Annotated in this window: 17 protein-coding genes; 16 read left to right on the top strand and 1 reads right to left on the bottom strand. The window is 60.1% G+C overall.

Annotated elements, in window-relative coordinates; all coding sequences use genetic code 11:
- Positions 1-7 precede the first annotated feature (7 nt).
- Genes JD108_RS17335 through JD108_RS17285 form a run of 11 tightly spaced genes read left to right on the top strand, consistent with a single transcriptional unit; the run spans position 8 to position 11,199 of the window.
- On the top strand, positions 8-658 hold the full coding sequence (locus JD108_RS17335; protein ID WP_198827241.1) for a precorrin-8X methylmutase: 651 nt from the start codon (positions 8-10) through the stop codon (positions 656-658).
- Positions 659-662: 4 nt separating this feature from the next.
- Complete coding sequence (locus JD108_RS17330) at positions 663-1,799, top strand: cobalt-precorrin-5B (C(1))-methyltransferase (RefSeq protein WP_198827240.1); 1,137 nt, start codon at positions 663-665, stop codon at positions 1,797-1,799.
- Entirely contained in the window at positions 1,762-3,012 is a 1,251-nt protein-coding gene (gene cbiE, locus JD108_RS17325) for a precorrin-6y C5,15-methyltransferase (decarboxylating) subunit CbiE (protein ID WP_198827239.1), read from the top strand. The genes JD108_RS17330 and cbiE overlap by 38 nt, the downstream gene beginning before the upstream one ends.
- On the top strand, positions 3,009-3,725 hold the full coding sequence (gene cobI / locus JD108_RS17320) for a precorrin-2 C(20)-methyltransferase (protein ID WP_198827238.1): 717 nt from the start codon (positions 3,009-3,011) through the stop codon (positions 3,723-3,725). Before cbiE ends, cobI begins: the two co-directional genes overlap by 4 nt.
- Positions 3,722-4,504 (top strand): precorrin-4 C(11)-methyltransferase, encoded by a 783-nt coding sequence (gene cobM / locus JD108_RS17315; protein WP_198827237.1) that lies wholly within the window; start codon positions 3,722-3,724, stop codon positions 4,502-4,504. The genes cobI and cobM overlap by 4 nt, the downstream gene beginning before the upstream one ends.
- Complete coding sequence (locus JD108_RS17310) at positions 4,501-5,643, top strand: cobalt-precorrin 5A hydrolase (protein ID WP_198827236.1); 1,143 nt, start codon at positions 4,501-4,503, stop codon at positions 5,641-5,643. The genes cobM and JD108_RS17310 overlap by 4 nt, the downstream gene beginning before the upstream one ends.
- Entirely contained in the window at positions 5,640-7,145 is a 1,506-nt protein-coding gene (locus JD108_RS17305; RefSeq protein ID WP_198827235.1) for a cobyrinic acid a,c-diamide synthase CobB, read from the top strand. The genes JD108_RS17310 and JD108_RS17305 overlap by 4 nt, the downstream gene beginning before the upstream one ends.
- A 58-nt stretch (positions 7,146-7,203) precedes the next feature.
- A complete protein-coding gene (locus JD108_RS17300; protein WP_198830165.1) occupies positions 7,204-8,697 on the top strand; it encodes a cobyric acid synthase in 1,494 nt (497 codons plus the stop codon).
- Positions 8,694-9,749 carry a nicotinate-nucleotide--dimethylbenzimidazole phosphoribosyltransferase gene (cobT, locus tag JD108_RS17295; protein ID WP_198827234.1) on the top strand — a complete coding sequence of 352 codons (1,056 nt, stop codon included), beginning with the start codon at positions 8,694-8,696 and terminating at the stop codon, positions 9,747-9,749. Before JD108_RS17300 ends, cobT begins: the two co-directional genes overlap by 4 nt.
- On the top strand, positions 9,746-10,573 hold the full coding sequence (cobA, locus tag JD108_RS17290) for a uroporphyrinogen-III C-methyltransferase (RefSeq protein WP_198827233.1): 828 nt from the start codon (positions 9,746-9,748) through the stop codon (positions 10,571-10,573). The genes cobT and cobA overlap by 4 nt, the downstream gene beginning before the upstream one ends.
- Positions 10,555-11,199 (top strand): precorrin-2 dehydrogenase/sirohydrochlorin ferrochelatase family protein, encoded by a 645-nt coding sequence (locus tag JD108_RS17285; protein WP_198827232.1) that lies wholly within the window; start codon positions 10,555-10,557, stop codon positions 11,197-11,199. Before cobA ends, JD108_RS17285 begins: the two co-directional genes overlap by 19 nt.
- A gap of 42 nt (positions 11,200-11,241) precedes the next feature.
- Here the strand turns inward: JD108_RS17285 and JD108_RS17280 are convergent, their stop codons facing one another.
- Complete coding sequence (locus JD108_RS17280) at positions 11,242-12,774, bottom strand: L-lactate permease (RefSeq protein ID WP_198827231.1); 1,533 nt, start codon at positions 12,772-12,774, stop codon at positions 11,242-11,244.
- Between the two features lie 135 nt (positions 12,775-12,909).
- Between JD108_RS17280 and JD108_RS17275 the strand changes: the two genes are divergently transcribed.
- The 5 genes from JD108_RS17275 (at position 12,910) to JD108_RS17255 (ending at position 18,544) form a co-directional block, all read left to right on the top strand.
- Positions 12,910-13,470, top strand: a complete 561-nt coding sequence (locus tag JD108_RS17275) for a helix-turn-helix domain-containing protein (protein ID WP_228728185.1) — start codon at positions 12,910-12,912, stop codon at positions 13,468-13,470.
- A gap of 159 nt (positions 13,471-13,629) precedes the next feature.
- A complete protein-coding gene (locus JD108_RS17270) occupies positions 13,630-15,552 on the top strand; it encodes a sigma-54-dependent Fis family transcriptional regulator (RefSeq protein WP_198827230.1) in 1,923 nt (640 codons plus the stop codon).
- A 163-nt stretch (positions 15,553-15,715) separates the two neighbouring features.
- Positions 15,716-17,029 (top strand): four-carbon acid sugar kinase family protein, encoded by a 1,314-nt coding sequence (locus JD108_RS17265; protein ID WP_198827229.1) that lies wholly within the window; start codon positions 15,716-15,718, stop codon positions 17,027-17,029.
- The gene (gene pdxA, locus JD108_RS17260; RefSeq protein WP_198827228.1) at positions 17,026-18,054 is read left to right on the top strand and encodes a 4-hydroxythreonine-4-phosphate dehydrogenase PdxA; all 1,029 of its coding nucleotides are present in this window, start codon (positions 17,026-17,028) and stop codon (positions 18,052-18,054) included. The genes JD108_RS17265 and pdxA overlap by 4 nt, the downstream gene beginning before the upstream one ends.
- Complete coding sequence (locus JD108_RS17255; RefSeq protein ID WP_198827227.1) at positions 17,960-18,544, top strand: stalk domain-containing protein; 585 nt, start codon at positions 17,960-17,962, stop codon at positions 18,542-18,544. The genes pdxA and JD108_RS17255 overlap by 95 nt, the downstream gene beginning before the upstream one ends.
- Positions 18,545-18,659: the final 115 nt, after the last annotated feature.

Here is an 18,659-nt window from a genome sequence, read left to right as displayed (position 1 = left end):
AATCCCCATGGACTTTCGCACGGAATTCAAACCGTTGACCGTTCAACCGCAGGAAATCGAAGAGAAGAGCTTTCAAATCATCACCGAGGAGCTGGGCGAGCATCCTTTCACCGAGGAGCAGTACCCGGTCGTCCAGCGAGTGATCCACGCCTCGGCGGACTTTGACCTGGGCCGCAGCCTCGTCTTCCATCCCGATGCGATCCGTGCAGGCATTCATGCTATTCGCAGCGGCAAGATCGTCGTCGCCGATGTGCAGATGGTGCAGGTCGGCATCAGCAAAAACCGCATCGAAAAATTCGGCGGCGAGGTAAAGGTGTACATCTCCGACCCGGACGTGATGGAAGAGGCCAAGCGACTCAACACCACGCGGGCGATCATCTCTATCCGCAAGGCGGTCAAGGAGGCGGAGGGCGGCATCTTCGCCATCGGTAATGCCCCGACCGCACTGCTCGAATTGATCCGTCTGGTCAAAGAGGGAGAGGCAAAGCCGGGCCTCGTCATCGGCATGCCGGTCGGCTTCGTCTCGGCGGCGGAATCCAAGGAGGAGTTGGCCAAGCTGGACATCCCGTTCATCACCAATATGGGCCGCAAAGGCGGAAGTCCCGTGACGGTAGCGGCACTGAACGCCATCTCGCTGATGGCAGAGCGGCAGGGGTAACCGTATGGCGGGGAAAGCGACTGCGGACGAAAAAGAAGCCAAACCCCTGCGCCATGGCTACACCACGGGATCGTGCGCCACAGCGGCCACCAAAGCGGCGCTGACCGCCCTGATTTTGCAGGAAGAACAGCGGGAGGCGACGATACGCCTGCCGATCGGACAGGATGTCACGTTTCAGATGGAGAGCTGCTCGCTTGACGGCGGCTCCGCGACAGCGGGCATCATCAAAGACGGCGGGGATGACCCGGATGCGACCCACGGCGCGCTCATCCAAAGCACGGTGAGCTGGCTGGATCAGCCGGGCATCGTGCTGGACGGCGGCGTCGGGGTGGGCCGCGTCACCAAGCCGGGCCTGCCGGTGCCCATCGGCGAAGCGGCGATTAATCCGGTCCCGCGCAAGATGATCCTGGAGACGGCCCAAGCGGTGCTCGACCAGTATGAGATCAAGCGGGGCATCAAGATCGTCATCTCTGTCCCCGCTGGCGAGGAGATCGCCAAAAAGACGCTGAACGGACGCCTCGGCATCATCGGAGGCATCTCCATTCTGGGGACGCGCGGCATCGTCGTGCCGTTTTCCACCTCCGCCTACAAGGCCAGCGTCGCCCAGGCGATCAATGTCGCGCAGAAAATGGGCTGCCGCCACATCGTCCTCTCCACGGGAGGCAAGAGCGAGCAGTTCGGCATGGCGCAGTATCCCGAGCTGCCGGAGGAGGCTTTCGTCGAGATGGGCGATTTCGTCGGCTTTGCGCTCAAGCAGTGCAAGAGCAAAGGAATCGAAAAAGTGACGCTCGTCGGCATGATGGGCAAATTCTCCAAGGTCGCGCAGGGCGTCATGATGGTCCACTCCAAAAGCGCGCCGGTCGACTTCGGCTTTCTCGCCAGACTGGTCGGCGAGGCAGGGGCGCCGCCGGAGCTGGTGGAGGAAGCGCGGGGGGCCAATACGGCCTCGCAGGTGGGTGACATGATGGCGGACTACCCTCTCTTTTTTGAAAAGCTGTGCGAAAGCTGCTCCCGCGAAGGACTGCGCGAGGTAGGCGGCGGCATGGAGATCGAGACCATGCTGATCACGATGAAAGGAACCCTGTTGGGAAAGGTGACGATAGATGACAGAGGCAATGAAGGTGATCGGAATCGGGGATGACGGCGCGGACAGCTTGCTGCCGCTGTACCGGACGTGGATCGCGGAGAGCGAGCTTCTGGTCGGAGGCGAGAGGCATCTCGCCTTTTTCCCCGATTATCCGGGAGAAAAGCGCGTCCTGAAGGGCGGCCTCTCCGCCCTGATCGAAGAACTGCGCGAGGAAAAGCGAAAAACCGTGATCCTGGCATCCGGCGATCCGCTCTTTTACGGAGTGGGCAGCCTCTTGGCGAGAAAATTGAACGTGGAGATATACCCGCATCTCAGCTCCATCCAGCTCGCCTTTGCCCGGATGGGCGAGGCCTGGCAGGACGCATCGTTTCACAGCGTGCACGGACGCAGCATCAAAGGGCTGGCGCAGCGGATCGACGGCAAGGAAAAAGTCGCACTGCTGACGGATCAGGAAAACAATCCGGCGGCAATTGCCCGCTACCTGCTCCGCTTCGGCATGACCGAGTACGATGCCTTTGTAGGGGAAAACCTGGGCAGCCCGCAGGAGCGGACCGGCTGGTACTCGCTGGAGCAGATGGCAGACAGCCAGTTTGCCGATTTGAATGTGGTCATCCTGCGCAAACGGCGGGAGAGTCCCGTCTGGCCGCTCGGCATCGCCGACGAGGAATTTTCCCAGCGCAAGCCGGACAAGGGGCTGATCACGAAAAAAGAAGTGCGCATCCTGAGCATTGCCCAGCTGCAATTGCACGCCAAAAGCATCGTCTGGGACATCGGCACCTGCACCGGCTCGGTCGCGATTGAGGCGGCCCGCATCGCGCGCGAAGGCGAAGTGTACGCGGTGGAGAAAAATTCCGACGACCTGGCCAATTGCCACGAAAACATGGCCAAATTCCGCGCCGACATCACGACCGTGCATGCAAAGGCGCCGGAGGGTCTGGAGCAGTTTCCCGACCCGGATGCGGTCTTTATCGGCGGAAGCGGCGGAGAGCTGAGAGAGCTGCTCGCCATTTGCTGCAGCCGTCTGAGGCCAAACGGACGGATCGTGGTGAACGCGGCGACGATCGAGACCTTGTACGAAGCCACGCAGGCCTTTGCCGCCGAAGGCTTCGAGACCTCGATCACGCTGGCCCAGCTCTCGCGCAGCAAGCCGATTTTGTCGATGACCCGCTTCGAGGGACTGAACCCGATCTACATCATCACCGCCTGGGCCAAGCAGGGGGAAAAGCAAGAGGAACAGCAAGCTAAGCAAGGAGGAGACAGCAAGTGAATACCATCGGAACACTGTACGGCATCGGCGTCGGGCCCGGGGACCCGGAGCTGATCACGGTCAAGGCATTTCGCCTCTTGCAACAATCCCCTGTCATCGCTTACCCGAAAAAGCGGATGGGCAGCAAAAGCTACGCGCACCAAATCTCTGAGCTGTACGTGAAGCCATCGCCTGACAAGGAGATGCTCGGGCTGGTGTTTCCCATGACCAAGGACAAGGAGATTCTGGAGCGGGAGTGGAACAACACCGCGGACATCGTCTGGGAGCGCCTGCGCGAGGGCAAGGATGTGGCTTTCGTGACGGAGGGCGACCCGCTTTTCTACAGCACCTTCATCCACATGATGCGGGTCATGAAAGAGAAATACCCGGAAGTGCCTGTCGTCACGGTGCCGGGAATCTCGTCATTTCTCGGGGCAGCCGCGCGGCTCAATCTGCCACTCGCGGACGGGGATGAACAAATCGGCATCATTCCGGCGACGGAGGACCGCGACGCGATGCGAAAGGCGCTTCTCGAGCATGATTGCGTGATCTTTTTGAAAGTGGCCAAGGTTTTGCCGATGATCATCGATCTCTTGAAGGAAATGAATCTGGTGGACAAAGCGGCAGTGGCGACCAAAGTAACCTCCGCGGAGGAGATGATCTGGACCAATGTCCGCGAACTGGAACGGGCCGAGCTCGGCTATCTTACGCTGATGGTGGTGAAAAAGGGATGAAGCTGTATATCGTAGGAGCAGGACCGGGCGACCCGGATTTGATTACCGTAAAAGGGCTGAAACTGCTGCAAGCCGCTGACGTCGTGCTCTACACCGATTCGCTGGTCAATGACGAGCTGGTCGCTAAGGCCAAGCCCGGCGCAGAGGTGCTGCAAAGCTCCGGCATGGCGCTGGAGGAGATGGTCGAACTGCTCGTCGACCGCATCCGTCAGGGGAAAACCGTCGTCCGTCTGCATACCGGCGACCCGTCTGTGTACGGGGCGACGATGGAGCAGATCGCGCTGTTGAAGGAAGAGGGCATCGAGGTGGAGATCGTGCCGGGCGTCAGCTCCGTCTTCGCGGCGGCTGCGGCAGTCGGCGCAGAGCTGACCATCCCCGAGCTGACCCAGACCTTGATCCTGACGCGGGCCGAGGGACGTACGCCGGTGCCGGAGCGGGAGAAGCTGCGGGCGCTGGCGGAGCATCACTGCACCATCGCGCTCTTTTTGAGTGCCACCCTGACCAAAAAAGTGGTGCGCGAGCTGACCGACGCGGGCTGGAGCCTGGACACGCCGGTGGCCGTCGTGCAGCGGGCGAGCTGGCCGGATCAGCTGATCATCCGCACGACGCTGGCGCATCTGGACGAGGAGATGGGCAAAAACGGCATCCGCTCCCATGCGATGATTCTGGCCGGATGGGCGCTCGACCCGGAGATTCACGCCAAAAGCGAGCAGCATCGCTCCAAGCTGTATGATAAAACCTTTACGCATGGGTACAGAAAAGGTGTGAAAGAAGGATGATCATCGAGCTGAAAGAGGGAGAAATCCCGGCGATCAGACAGCGCGGCGAGTACGCCATCGTGGCGATCACCAAGCACGGCGTAGAGATGGCCCGCGACCTGCACCAGCGCTTTCCCGGTGCCGACCTGTACTACATGAGCAAATTCGCCCGGGGTGATGAAGAGGCGCGAGGCATTCAGCTTTTCGTAAACAGCGTACGGATGCTGTTTCCCGCCCTCTGGCCTGCTTATAAAGGACTGATCTTAATTATCTCGCTCGGCGCTGTCGTACGGATGATCGCGCCCGTTTTGCAGGACAAAAAGACAGACCCGGGCGTGGTCGTCGTCGATGACCGGGGCGAGAATGTGATCAGCGTGCTCTCCGGCCATCTCGGCGGGGCCAATGAGCTGGCCAAGGAAGTGGCGGCGGTGCTGGGGGCGCGGCCGATCATCACGACCGCCTCCGATGTGCAGAAGACGATCCCGGTCGACCTCTTCGGCCGCCGCTTCGGCTGGGAGTGGGAGTCAGACGAAAAATTGACCCCGGTCAGCGCTTCCGTGGTCAACGAGGAGCCGGTCGCCGTCGTCGTGGAGTCTGGCGAGCGCAACTGGTGGATGCACGAGACGCCGATGCCTCCGTCGATCACGGTCTACGGCACCGTCGCCGAAGCGCTGGAGGCGAAGCCGCACGGAGCTTTGGTGGTCACTCATCGCATTCTTACCCCCGAGGAAGAGCCGATCTTGGAAAACGGCGTCCTCTACCGTCCCAAGGTGATCGTGATCGGCATGGGCTGCAACCGCGGCACCTCCGCCGAGGAGATCGAAGCGGTGATCCGGGAGACGCTGGAGGAGCTGCGCTTTTCCATCAAGAGCGTAAAGGCGCTGGCGACCATCGAGCTGAAAAAGGACGAGGAAGGCCTCTTGCAGGTCTGCCAAAAATTCGGCTGGCCCTTTGTCTGGTATACGCCGGAGCAGTTGAATTCCGTGGCGATCGAGGAGCCTTCGGAGACGGTCTATAAATTTACCGGCGCGTACGGCGTGAGCGAGCCTGCGGCCAAGCTGTGCGCCGGAGTGGATGAACTGGTGCTGACCAAGAAAAAGTCGGGCAATGTGACGATCTCCGTCGCCTTGATGCCGTACGGCGGGGAGGGCAGGCCATGAGCGGACAGACGTGCAGCAGCACCCGCCGCCTCGTCATCGCCGGAACCGGCAGCGGCGCGGGGAAAACTACGGTGACGATCGGCCTAATGGCCGCCCTGAAGCGCCGTGGACATGTGGTGCAGGGCTTCAAATGCGGCCCCGACTACATCGACCCGACCTATCATACCGCTGTCACGGGACGCGTCTCGCGCAATCTGGACAGCTGGATGCTGGATACGCACACGATGCAGGAGATCTTTGTCCGCGGCAGCCACGGCGCCGACATCTCGATCATCGAGGGCGTGATGGGCATGTACGACGGCAAAGACCCGAGAAGCGACCGAGGGAGCACGGCCGAGATCAGCATTCTGACGAAGTCGCCCGTCCTGCTGGTGATCAGCGCGCAGAGCATGGCCCGCAGCGCAGCGGCGATTGTCAAAGGCTTTCAACTGCTGAATACGGAGGCGCGCATCGTTGGAGTGATCGCCAACAAAGTCGGCAGCGAAGGCCACTACAAGATCGTCAAGACGGCCATCGAGCAGGAGTGCGGCATCCCCGTCGTCGGCTATCTGAAGCGGGAGAGCGATCTGGAGATCCCGGAGCGGCATCTCGGCCTGGTCCCTTCCGTAGAGCGGGGGGAGCTGAATCCGCTGTTCGACCGCCTGGCCGAGCTGATGGCCGAGACGGTCGACATGGAGCAGATCTGGGCGCTGGCCGAGGCGGAGCCGCTTCACGTGGAGCCGCGGATGTTTGCCCAGGTGCCGCTGACGGAGAGCGGCGGACACAGGGATGATGGGGAGGCAGCAGGTCATCTGGACAATGCTGCGGCACTGGACAAAGGTGCAGCCGGACATCCCGGCAGCCGGGATCGCGCGAAACCGGACGGCCGTGTCAAAATCGCCGTCGCCAAAGACCCGGCTTTTCACTTTTACTACCCGGAGAACTTCGAGCTGCTGCAAGCCTGCGGGGCGGAGCTGCTCTTTTTCTCCCCGCTGGCGGGCCAGCCTGTGCCAGAGGAGGCGGACGGATTGTATATCGGGGGCGGCTTCCCCGAGGAGTTCGCAGCGGAATTGTCCCGCGATGAAGCGGTGCTCCGCTCTTTTCGGGAGGCGATTTCCTCCGGCCTGCCTACGCTGGCGGAGTGCGGCGGGTTTATGTACCTGACGGACGCGATCGAGACGACGGACGGCAGCGTCTACCCCATGGTGGGGCTCATTCGCGGGAAGGTGACGATGCAGAAGCGGCTGGCGGCGCTCGGCTACCGCGAGATCACGGGCACGCAGCACAACTTCCTGATCGGGCCAGGCGAGCAGGCAAAAGGGCATGAATTTCACTACTCCACCTTTGCCGCCGAGGCCGAGTATCCGCACGCCTACGAGACGAAAGGGCTGCGCGGCACCAAGACGGAGGGCTACGCCAAGGACAATCTGGTCGCAGGCTATACGCATCTGCATTTCGCCTCTAATCCGGAGCTGGCGAAGCGCTGGGTGGAGCGTTGCCGGGAGGTGAGAGCAGGTGGCTGATCAGGCAGTTGCAGGGCCGAACGGGGCGAGCGCGAAAGCCATCTCTGCACTCCCGCTGATGATCCAGGGGACCAGCTCGGATGCCGGAAAAAGCGTGATTGCCACTGCATTTTGCCGGATTTTTGCAAAGGCCGGCTACAGGACGGCGCCCTTCAAATCGCAGAACATGGCGCTCAACTCCTATGTGACCTTGGACGGCAAAGAGATCGGGCGGGCGCAGGGCGTGCAGGCGGAGGCGGCGGGGATCGTCGCGACGACGGACATGAATCCGATCCTGATCAAGCCTACCCGGGACGCGGAGTCGCAGATCGTCGTCAACGGAGAGCCGTACGGCAATATGAAGGCGATGGCCTACCGCACGGAGTTTTACGAGCAGGGCTTGCGCGTGATCGAAGCGGCTTACCGCAGGCTGGCCCAATCCTACGAACGGATCGTGATCGAGGGCGCGGGCAGCCCGGCCGAGGTGAATCTGAACGACCGCGAGCTCGTCAATATGCGGGTGGCGCGGCTGGTCAATGCGCCGGTCATCCTGGTGGCGGATATCGAGCGGGGCGGCGTGTTCGCCAGCCTGGTCGGGACGCTGCAGCTCCTGGAGCCAGAGGACAGAGAGCGCGTCATCGGGGTGATTATCAATCGTTTTCGCGGCGACCTCTCACTCCTGACGCCGGGGCTGGAGTGGTTCGAGCAGTATACGGGCAAGCCGGTGCTTGGCGTGGTTCCGTACATACCCGATTTGTGGATCGACGCGGAAGACTCGCTGATCCTGCACCGCTACCAGGGGAAGTCGGAGAAAACGGGCGAGCTGGACATCGCCGTGATCCGCTATCCGCGCATCTCCAACTTTACGGATGTCGATCCCTTTTTCGTGGAGCCCGATTGCCGCGTCCGTTTTGTCACGAGAGCAGAAGAGCTGGGGCAGCCTGACCTGCTCATCCTGCCGGGGAGCAAAAATACGCTGGAGGATCTGCTGTTCCTGCGGGAGACGGGGCTGGAAGCGGCGCTCCTGCGTCTTCACCGGGAGGGCCGCACCTTGCTCGCCGGAATCTGCGGCGGCTATCAGATGCTGGGCAGCTCGATCCACGATCCACAGGGCGTGGAGTCTCCCGTACGATCCATGGCGGGCCTCGGCCTGATTCCCATGGAAACGACGATGCAGACGCGCAAGACGACCGTATTGTCCCGGGGAACAGCCCGATTCGCCGGGGAAACGATCGACCTTCTGGGGTACGAAATTCACATGGGCCAATCGGTATTTACAGAAGAGCGGGCCCCGTTGATCGAGCTGGCAGACCGTGCCGACGGGTATTGGGACGAGCGGGAGCTGGTGCTGGGCTCGTATTTTCACGGATTGTTTCACGACGACCGCTTCCGCCAGCTCTTGCTCAATTTCCTGCGCGGGAAAAAGGGCTTGGCTCCCATAACGGAGCGGCCTTCTTTTGTAGCGCTCAGGGAACAGGGATTTGACCGCATCGCTGAGGAGGTCAAAAAACACGTCCGCCTGGACATCATCGAAGAGCAAATGAAAGCTTTTCAGGGGAGTGAGTGCATATGAGCCATGCAGATTGGAAAAAAGGGCGGGATGCGGTGCAGCCGCTGGACACAAAGGCCGCGGCACGGGCCAGCGCCCATGTCGACCAGTTGACTAAACCGCTGGGAAGCCTGGGCAGATTGGAGAAGCTGGCTGTGCAGTTGGCTGCGATTACAGGAGAGCCAGCCCCTGCTGTCGCTCCGCCGGGGATACTCGTATTTGCCGCCGACCACGGTGTGGCATCCGAAGGCGTCTCGGCGTATCCGCAGGAAGTGACGGCCCAGATGGTAGCCAATTTTGCCCATGGCGGCGCGGCGATCAACGTATTTGGCCGGCAGATCGGCGCCCTGCTGCACGTCGTGGACGTCGGCGTAGCCACCGATGTGGATGCGCCTGGCGTCTGGTCGAAAAAAGTGCGGTACGGAACGGCCAGCATGCTGCGCAAATGGGCGATGAGCCGGGAGGAAGCGGAACAATCCCTGCAAGTCGGATACGAGAGCGCAGAGGCCCTCTTCGCCGAAGGGGCCAAGCTGCTGATCGTCGGCGAGATGGGGATCGGCAACACGACAGCCAGCAGCGCCATGCTGGCCGCCCTGACCGAAACGGAGCCAGATCAGCTGGTAGGCCGGGGCACCGGTGTCTGCGACGAGAAGTGGGAGAGGAAAAAAGCGGTGGTCAAAGAGGCGCTTGCCCTGCATCAGCCGAATCCTGCTGATCCGCTCGATGTACTCGCCAAGGTAGGCGGTCTGGAGATCGGTGCCATGGCGGGCGCGATCATTTGCGCGGCGGCCCGCCGCGTGCCTGTCCTCCTGGACGGGTTTATCTCCACCGTGGCGGCTCTGCTGGCCGTCCGACTATGTCCGGCTGCGGCAGACTATCTCTTGGCCGGCCACCGTTCACAGGAGCCGGGACATGCTCATGTGCTGGCTACTTTGGGGCAGGAGCCGCTGATTGACCTTGGCCTGCGGCTGGGCGAGGGCAGCGGAGCGGCGGTCGCTTTCCCGATCGTCGAGTCGGCTACGCGGATGCTGCGGGAGATGGCGACTTTTGCGTCTGCCGGGGTGAGCAACCGATGAGCGGGCGGGGGCGCGTCTACCTCGTCGGAGCAGGACCCGGCGATCCCAAGCTGATCACGCTCAAAGGGCTGGAGTGCCTGCAGCAGGCCGATGTCGTCGTCTACGACCGCCTGGCCAATCCCGCTCTGCTCGCGCATGCGCCGCAAAATGCCGAGCGCATCTACTGCGGCAAGCTGCCGGACAACCACACGATGCGCCAGGAGGTAATCAATGTCCTGCTGGCGGAGAAAGCGCGCGAAGGAAAGACCGTCGTCCGGCTCAAAGGCGGCGATCCTTGCGTGTTTGGCCGCGTGGGCGAGGAAGCGGAGCATCTCGCCGCTTGCGGCATTCCCTTTGAAATCGTACCCGGCGTCACGGCGGGGATCGCCGCGCCGGCTTATGCCGGCATTCCCGTGACGCACCGGGAGTACGGCTCCTCCTTTGCCGTGGTGACCGGCCATCTCCGCGAGGGCAAGCAGGAGAGCGGCTGGGCTCAGGGAAGCAGCCCGGGAAGCGTGAAATGGCAAGCGCTGGCTGCAGGCATCGATACGGTCGCCTTTTACATGGGAGTCGGCAACCTACCGTCCATTCGCCAAAATCTGATCGCCCACGGGCGCGACCCGCAAACCCCTGTCGCCGTAATCGCCTGGGGAACGCTGCCGGAGCAGACGACAGTGACCGGAACGCTGGAAGATATTGAAGAACGTCTGGCGAGCGGCCCGAAAATATCCAATCCTGCGATTATCCTCGTAGGGGAGGTCGTCCGGATGCGGGAGCGGATCAACTGGTTTGAGCGGATGGAAACGGAAAAAACGGAGCAGGAACCATGCGACTCTACCCGATGATGGTCAATCTGGAGGGAAAGCGTTGCCTCGTGGTCGGAGGGGGGCGAGTAGCGGAGCGGAAGATCGACAAACTCCTCGCCGCCGGTGCCGAGATCGCCGTCGTCGCCCCTTCATGTACGGAGGCCGTTGCGAAGTGGGCTCGCGAAGAGCGTCTTTTCCTCTACCGCCGTCCCTTTGCGCCGGAGGATACCCGGCATGCGCTCATCGTCATCGCGGCGACGGACGACCCAGACGTGAATCTGGCCGTCTACCAGGCGTGTGCCTCTCACCAATGGGTCAACATCGCAGACAGACCCGATCTCTGCAGCTTTACCGTGCCCTCCGTGGTGGAGCGGGGGGATTTGCAGATCGCCATCTCTACGGGCGGACACAACCCGGGGTTGGCCAAGAAGCTTCGCAGACAGATGGAAGCGCATATAGGTCCCGAATACGAGGAGTATACGGCCTTTCTCGGAGCCATGCGCCGCCGCGTACTGGAGCTGTCTTTGGATGACCGGCAAAAGCGCGAAATTCTGTCTGCATTGCTGGACGACCGCTTTCTTTGCTGGACGAAGTCGGGGGAGCGGGAGCGAAGGGATCTGGAGGCAGAGAGAATCATTGAAAACGCAAGGCAAACCGGCACCTGATTGGTAGCCGGTTTTTTTCCGTGCAAATGAAAACCAAAAAGCCTACTCCGAGAAAAGCGCAATCGCCCCGAGGCCAAGCACGACCAGACAGATCGTCCCAAGCGTGATCAAAGTGATTTTCTTGAGCATCTCATGCTCCCGCTCTTTGACATCCCCGACGGTGACCCCGAGCAGAACGCGGGAGGGGGAAGCCATCATGGAATGGGAGGACGCCGTGTTTTGTCCGTAGGCAACCAGTTCGGGAGAAATGCCCAGCTGTATCGCGGTTTGCGTCTGCAGCTTGATAAACATCGCATTGGAACCGGTGTTGCTTCCGGTCAAGAAGCCGCCCAACCCTCCGATCAGCGGAGAGACGAACAGAAAGGCTCCGCCGAACAGAGCGGCTGCGGCATGAGCCAGCGTGTCCGTCATCGAAGCGGCGGCCATCATCTCGGACAGGACGACGTAAAAGAGCGTGGACCCAATCACAGGAGTGGCCTGGACAAATGTGGAGCGCAGGCTCTTGATCACCTTGCCTTTTCCCAAGGAAAACAGAAAGCAGGTCAACAGGCAGGTCACCCCCAGAAAAAATCCGGGAGAATATAGCAGCGGCAGCGAAAAACCATAAGCCGGCAGGCTCAGGACCAGGCGGGATTGCAAAAAGGCTTCCACCGGGGCAATCAAGCGGGACAACAGCAAGAGAGTGATCAGGATCAAATAGGGACTGAACGTTTTCGCGATGCCGCTGCCCCGTTCACCTCCCGGCAGCGTTTCCTTTGCTGCGGACAGCTCTGCCTCTGCTGCCCGCTTCTCATATCCGGCCCGTTCGGCTGTGAAACGGATGCACAGCAGCTCGGCACCAATCGCTGCCATCGAGCCAAATACCCCGGCAAGCTCTACGCTGACATAGCGGTTGGCGCCCCAAACGGAAAGGCCGCATACACCGCTAACCAGCAGCGTTTCCCAAAAACGCCGTTTGACTCCGCTCCAGCCTCCAGCCAGATAGACGATCAGCAAGGCAAAATAGAAAAACGTCGGGAGCGACAAAAGGGCGCTGCCGGTCCCCAGTTTGTCTGCGGGAATATTCCCCAGGCTGGCCCCGATGATCGTGCCCATGGCCAGCGATCCCCATGGAACAGCACTCAGGCTGACAAGCGCGATCAGCACTGCGCGGAATCGGTCAAAGCCCAGTGAAATGAGGATCGGAGCGAGCACGATCACAGCGATGCCAAAGCCGCTGGACGACTCGACCAGGGGAGAGAAGCCGACGGCCAGGAGAAGCACTTGCCGGATCGGATCCTTCGTAGAATGCGCGATGTACGAGGCAATGCTCTGCATTACGCCTGATACATTCATCAAATGGAAGAGCAGGATGCCGAAGAAGATGACATAGGCAACGAGCGAGGTAGTCAACGCCCCTTTTACCGCTGCCGTATACAGTTTGCCGATCGGCGTCTCAAAATAGGGAACAAACAGGGCCAGTCCTGCGGCGGCAAAGACCCCGGCGAGCCCTGCTTTCCATGCGGACAGCCTGCCAACGAAAAGAAGCAGAAGAATCAGCAGGATGGGAAAGCAGGCAAGAAAAACAGCGGCCACGCTCCTCACCTCAATTTTACTATAGGAAATTTATGTTTATCTTAGTGAATGCATTCTTGACTCGTCAAGGCTTTTTTACCTATAGTTTCTAGAAGGCATACCGATCGTTTTGGACGAGAGATACTAGGGGGAAAGATGATGAGCTTCGGTCTGAACGTCAAACAGGCGCGAAAGGAAAAGGGATTGACGCTGCAAGAACTGTCGGATCGCTCAGGGGTGAGCCCGTCCATGCTCTCGATGATAGAGCGCGAGGAAAAAAATCCGACCTTGCATGTCGCTTGCCAGATCGCGGAAGCGCTGGAGCTTACCCTGTCGCAGCTATTGGGGGAGCAGGAAAAACGAGAGGTCATGCTGATCAGGAGAAGCGAGCGGCTCGTCTACCGCGATGAGCAGTCCGGTTTCGAGCGCCACCTGTTGTCCCCGTCGTTTCCGGCGAAAGGGATTGAATTTGTGCTGAATGTCGTTCCGGCAGGCAAGGAGTCCGGACTTTTTCCCGCTCACAAACAAGGCGTAAAAGAATATCTCGTCGTCGCTTCGGGGAAGCTTCGAGCCGTGCTTGGCGATGGCGTGCTGGATACGATTTTGGAAGAAGGGGATTCGCTCTACTTTGAGGCGGATCTGCCTCACCGATTTATCAATGTCGGGGAGACGCCATGCAGCTATTATCTGGTGATCGACTCCACAGCCGGCAAGTAGGTCGGGCAGCAGGGGTCAGAGATACATCGTAAAGAAAACCGGTGGCCGGCTTGGGACCGGTTTTTTGCTGCGGCTTTTTCTCCCGCTACTGGATAACCGCGAGACAACCCTTTATAATAGAGAGATGATGCAAAATGCAACGATGAGGGAGTGGGTTGTGTGGCAAATATACTGGTGATTGCCCCCTACCAGGGTCTGGCAGATCTGTTCCAGGAGGCGGCTGCGGAGAGCGGCAAAAAGATCCGCGTCGAAGTGGGGGATTTGTCCGCAGGCCTGGCCAAGGTCAGAGAACTGGGAGAAGACTCCTGCGATGTCATCATCAGCCGAGGGGCTACCGCCCGGCTGCTGCGGGAGCATTGCCGCACGCCTGTGGTCGATGTAAAGGTAACGGGCTATGATCTGCTTCGTACTTTGACGCTGCTCAGAGGATACCCGGGTAAAATCGGTCTGGTCAGCTACCGCAATACCGTGCAACGGGCAGATGAGATCGGAGCCCTGATCGATATGAATCTTGAATTTTACCCGATTGAACAGGAGGACCAGCTGGAGGCTGAGCTTCGCAAAGCAAAAGAACAGGGAATCGCCGTCATGGTTGGCGACGTCATCTCCACACAGGCGGCGGCCCGTCTGGGAATCAAATCGATCCTGATCACCTCCGGCAGGGAAGCGGTCATGGACGCCATCGACGAAGCTGAACGGCTGGTTGCTTCCATCCAAAAAGAGCGGGAGGCGAGAAGTCTCCTGGAAGCGGCGTTTGCGCATTTTCCAGGTGGTCTTTTGCTGACAGACCCGGCGGGAGAAGTTTTGGCCGCCAATGAAAAAGCGATCGCGCTGATGCGCAAGTCTCAAGCGCCGGGTGAGGACGGGGCGAAGGAAGCGCAGCCGGATGCTGTCCGGCAGTTGGTGACGAGGCTGGTTTCCTCCTCCTTTTCCAGCCAAAGTCGCGGGAGGCGACCGGAAGTGATCCAGTTGGAGGCAGAGGGAGAGGATATCCTTGCCCAACAAATTCCCCTCGAAATCGTGGGCGGCGGGGGCGCTCATCTCTTTGTTCTGAAGTCCGCCGCGGAAATCCGCTCAGCCGAGCTGCTCTTGCGAAAACATCGGGTCCGGGAGCGGGAGCGGGAGCAGCCGATTTCCCATGTGAACCAGCTGGTGGCCACCTCTGATGCGATGAAAAGAATACTGGCCGCAGCGGAAGGGTGCAGCCAGAGCAATCTCCCGGTCCTCCTTTTGGGAGAAGCCGGCACCGAAAAGAAGAGCATCGCCTGGGCCATCCATAACGCCAGCGAGAGATGTGACGGTCCTTTTGTCACGCTGGACTGTGCAGCCCATGAGCCGGAGCAGCTGACAAACGAGCTTTTCGGTCGGAAACCGCAGGATGGCACAGACAGTCCGCAGGGCGAGGGGGCGCTGGCCCTCGCTTCGGGCGGGACACTGTTCATCGATCATGTGAGCCTTCTGCCCCCGGTGGTCCAAAGCAGGCTGCTGCGGGTGTTGCAAGAGCGGGCGATCGCGGACGGAGATGCGAGAACACATCCGGTCGAGATTCGGCTGATTGCCGCAGACGCAAGAGATCTGCAAGAGGCTGTGGAGGCCGGGACATTTTCCCGGGAGCTGCATTCCCGGCTGAGCGGATCGACGCTCCTGATTCCGCCGCTTCGTCACCGCATGGAGGATCTGGAAGAGCTGGTGCGCTGGATGATCGCATCGTATAACCAGCAGCATGGCAAACAGATCGTGGGCATGCGGGAGGAAGCCTTGGCGTTGCTGAAAAAGCGCAGCTGGCCGGGAAATCTGGCAGAACTCGAAATCGCGGTGCACGGCTTGTGTGAGCGGGCGCCGGGGCCTTTTATCGAAGCGGAGCAGGTGATGGAGCTGTCACAGGCCAAAGCGTTCGACGGACCGACAGCAAGCCGGGAGCGGTGGATTGATCTTGGAGCGAAAACGCTGGAGGAGCTCGAACGCGAGATCATCATTCGCGTGCTGGAGGAAGAGGGACAGAACCAATCGCAGGCAGCCAAACGGCTGGGGATTGATCGTTCCACCTTGTGGCGGAAAATCAAACAGCTCACGCGGGAGTGACGGGCCGATCGGCTTGTCGCTTCTTTTTTTTGTTTGTTTTAAAATACAACATTATATTGAGCGTTTTACCATTGCATTTTGATACATCGGATAGTATCGTTAAAAGCAATAACGGCCTTTATTGCCAGACATCACAGCAAAAGAGAGAGGGAGTGGCGCTTCCGTGACGATACAGATAGGCATCATTGCCGATGATCTCACCGGAGCCTCTGATTCCGGCGTCCAGTTCACACGGATGGGTATGACGGCGCAGGTTATCTTTCATCTCGGAGAGGAGGGGGCAGCTTCGGCGCGTACAGATGTTGTCGTGGTCGATACCGACAGCCGCTCTCTTCCGGCCGAGCAAGCCTACGCCCAGGCAGCGAGTGCAGCCAACTATTTGAAAGAGTCCGGTGCCCTGCATTTCTACAAAAAAATGGATTCCACCCTCCGCGGCAATATCGGCGCGGAAATTGACGGTGTCATGGATGCGATCCCATTCGATATGGCTCTGGTGGCCCCTGCTTTTCCCAAGATCGGCCGCACCACGGTGGCAGGCCGCCACTACTTGCACGGGACTTTGGTGGATCAGACGGAGATGGGACGCGACCCCAAATCACCTGTTCGCGAATCGGATCTGGCTAGACTGCTGGCTTCCCAATCCAAGCGAAAAACCGGCTTGCTGCCTCTGTCCGTCCTGCGGGAAGGGGACGAATCCGTCGGGAACAGGCTGGATGAGCTGCGCCGGGGCGGTGCCGAACTGATCATCTGCGATGCGGAGACGGATGAAGACATGCAGCGAATTGCAAGGAGCGTGAGCGTCTACCCGGCCCGCATGTTGTGGACCGGCTCCGCAGGCCTCGCCGATTTTTTGCCCCAGGCATTGGGACTTGGCGGCAGCGGCGAAAAAGCGGCTCCCCTCCCCAAAACCGGCTATCCGATCGTCTTGGTGGCGGGGAGCATCTCGCCGACCACCCGTGAACAGCTGCAGCATGTGCACGAGCAAGGCGGCGTTGCCCGTGTGGAGCTGAACCCGCTGCCTTTACTCGGCGCAAAAGCTGAGCAAGAGCAGGAGATAGCGCGTTGTATCGCCGAAATGGAAGCGGCCCTTCAAGCCGGACAGGGGAATATCGCCTTGTCCTCCCAGGCTGGTCCTGAGGACGTACGGGCAGCCAAAGAGCTCGAAGCGGAAAAAGGGCTGCCCAACGGTGAAATTTCCAACCGAATCGCATCGGCACTGGGGGAGGTCGCAGCGGCCATTGTGAAGAAGTACGACCTGCAAGGAATGATTCTCACCGGAGGAGATACTGCAAAAGCGGTGTGCCGCCATATGGGGGCGACTGGCATGGAGCTTCTCCGCGAGCTGGAGCCGGGGATACCGCTTGGCCGTCTGGTCGGCCCGCACCGTTTCTGTGTCGTGACCAAAGCGGGCGCTTTCGGCACCAGGCCATCGCTTTGGCGCGCATTTCATGAACTGAGAGGGGAGAGCAGCGAATGACGAGACCCATCATCGGGATCACCATGGGGGATGCTTCAGGCGTCGGCCCCGAGATCATCATCAAGGCTTTGGCAAAAGAGGAGATCTACCGGCAATGCCGCCCGATTGTGATCGGCGATGCGAAAATTTTGGAGCGGGCGAGAAATATCGTCGGTGCCTCATTGGCGGTTCGTCCGATAGAGGAAATCGAGACGGCTATATTCCAATGGGGGACTGTCGATTGTCTCGATCTCGACCTGCTCCCCGCCGATCTGCCGTTTGGACAGGTATCTGCCCAGGCGGGCGATGCCGCTTTTCGCTTCCTGGAGCGGGCGATTGAGCTGGCGAAAGCAGAGAAAATCGATGCGATCTGTACTGCCCCGCTGAACAAGGAAGCGCTGCACAAAGGGGGCCATCTCTACCCGGGCCACACCGAGATTCTGGCCGAGCTGACGGATACCCAAGACTATTCGATGATGCTCACGGCCCCCAAGCTGCGCGTGATTCATGTGACCACGCATGTCGGCATCCTCGATGCAGTCAGGATGATTAATCCCGAGCGGGTGTACAAGGTGATTGCCCTGGCCGACGAGACGCTGAAAAAAGCGGGCATCGCTTCTCCCCGGATCGCCGTCTGCGGAATTAACCCTCACGCGGGGGAAAATGGCCTGTTTGGCTACGGCGAGGAAGAGGAGAAGGTGATTCCGGCTGTCCTGCGGGCCCAGCAGGAGGGGATTGAGGTCGTGGGACCGCTCCCGGCCGATACGCTGTTCTACCGCGCGACGCGGGGCGACTTCGACATTGTGGTGGCGATGTACCACGACCAGGGGCACGCGCCGGTAAAAGTTCTCGGGCTGGAAGCCGGGGTCAATATTACCGTTGGCCTGCCGATCATCCGTACCAGTGTGGATCACGGCACCGCCTTTGACATCGCAGGCAAAGGAATCGCAGATGAACTCAGCATGCTGGAAGCCATCCGGCAGGCAATCGAGCTGGCTCCCAAAAACGCTTCGACCCTACCAGGCTGGGGATCAGGCTGCGTTTGAAAAGCTGGGCAAACTGTACGAAAAAGCAAAGCTGGATGGGGTAAAAGCTTTTGTAGACGGCGTAGAGCCGGAGTTTGACGTGGAACCGTTCATTCACGGCGGTCGGACATTGGTGCCGGTGCGGGCCATCAGCGCTTCTCTCAAAGCGGATGTGAAGTGGGATGCCGAGACGCGCTCCGCGTTGATCACCAAAGGGGATACGTCGATCACGCTGTATCTCGATAAAAAAGAGGCGTTGGTAAACGGCGAGACCGTTGAGCTGGACACCGTGCCTGTATTGAAAAACGGCCGCGTGTTCCTGCCACTCCGCTTCGTCAGCGAACAGCTGAAAGCCAATGTAAAGTGGCAGCAGGAAGGAAAGATCGTCATCATCGATGAACTCGGCGAGGAGAGCACCGCTGCGGAGACAGAGAAGGACGACGAAACGGAAGAAAACGAATCGCTGGCGGATAAAGCAGCATCTGCCGATCGATTGACCCGAATCAATTGACCTGATCCATTGACTATCTGACGTATGATCGTGACAAGACCGGCCTATCCATGGAAGCCGCGAGCGATGAGTCTGATGACGCAGCGCTCGCGGCTTTCACCAGGGCCGGTCTTGT

This window comes from Brevibacillus composti, assembly GCF_016406105.1.
Taxonomy (GTDB): domain Bacteria; phylum Bacillota; class Bacilli; order Brevibacillales; family Brevibacillaceae; genus Brevibacillus; species Brevibacillus composti.
The sequence above is the reverse complement of the archived record's forward strand: the minus strand, read 5'-3'. Positions and strand labels throughout refer to the sequence as shown.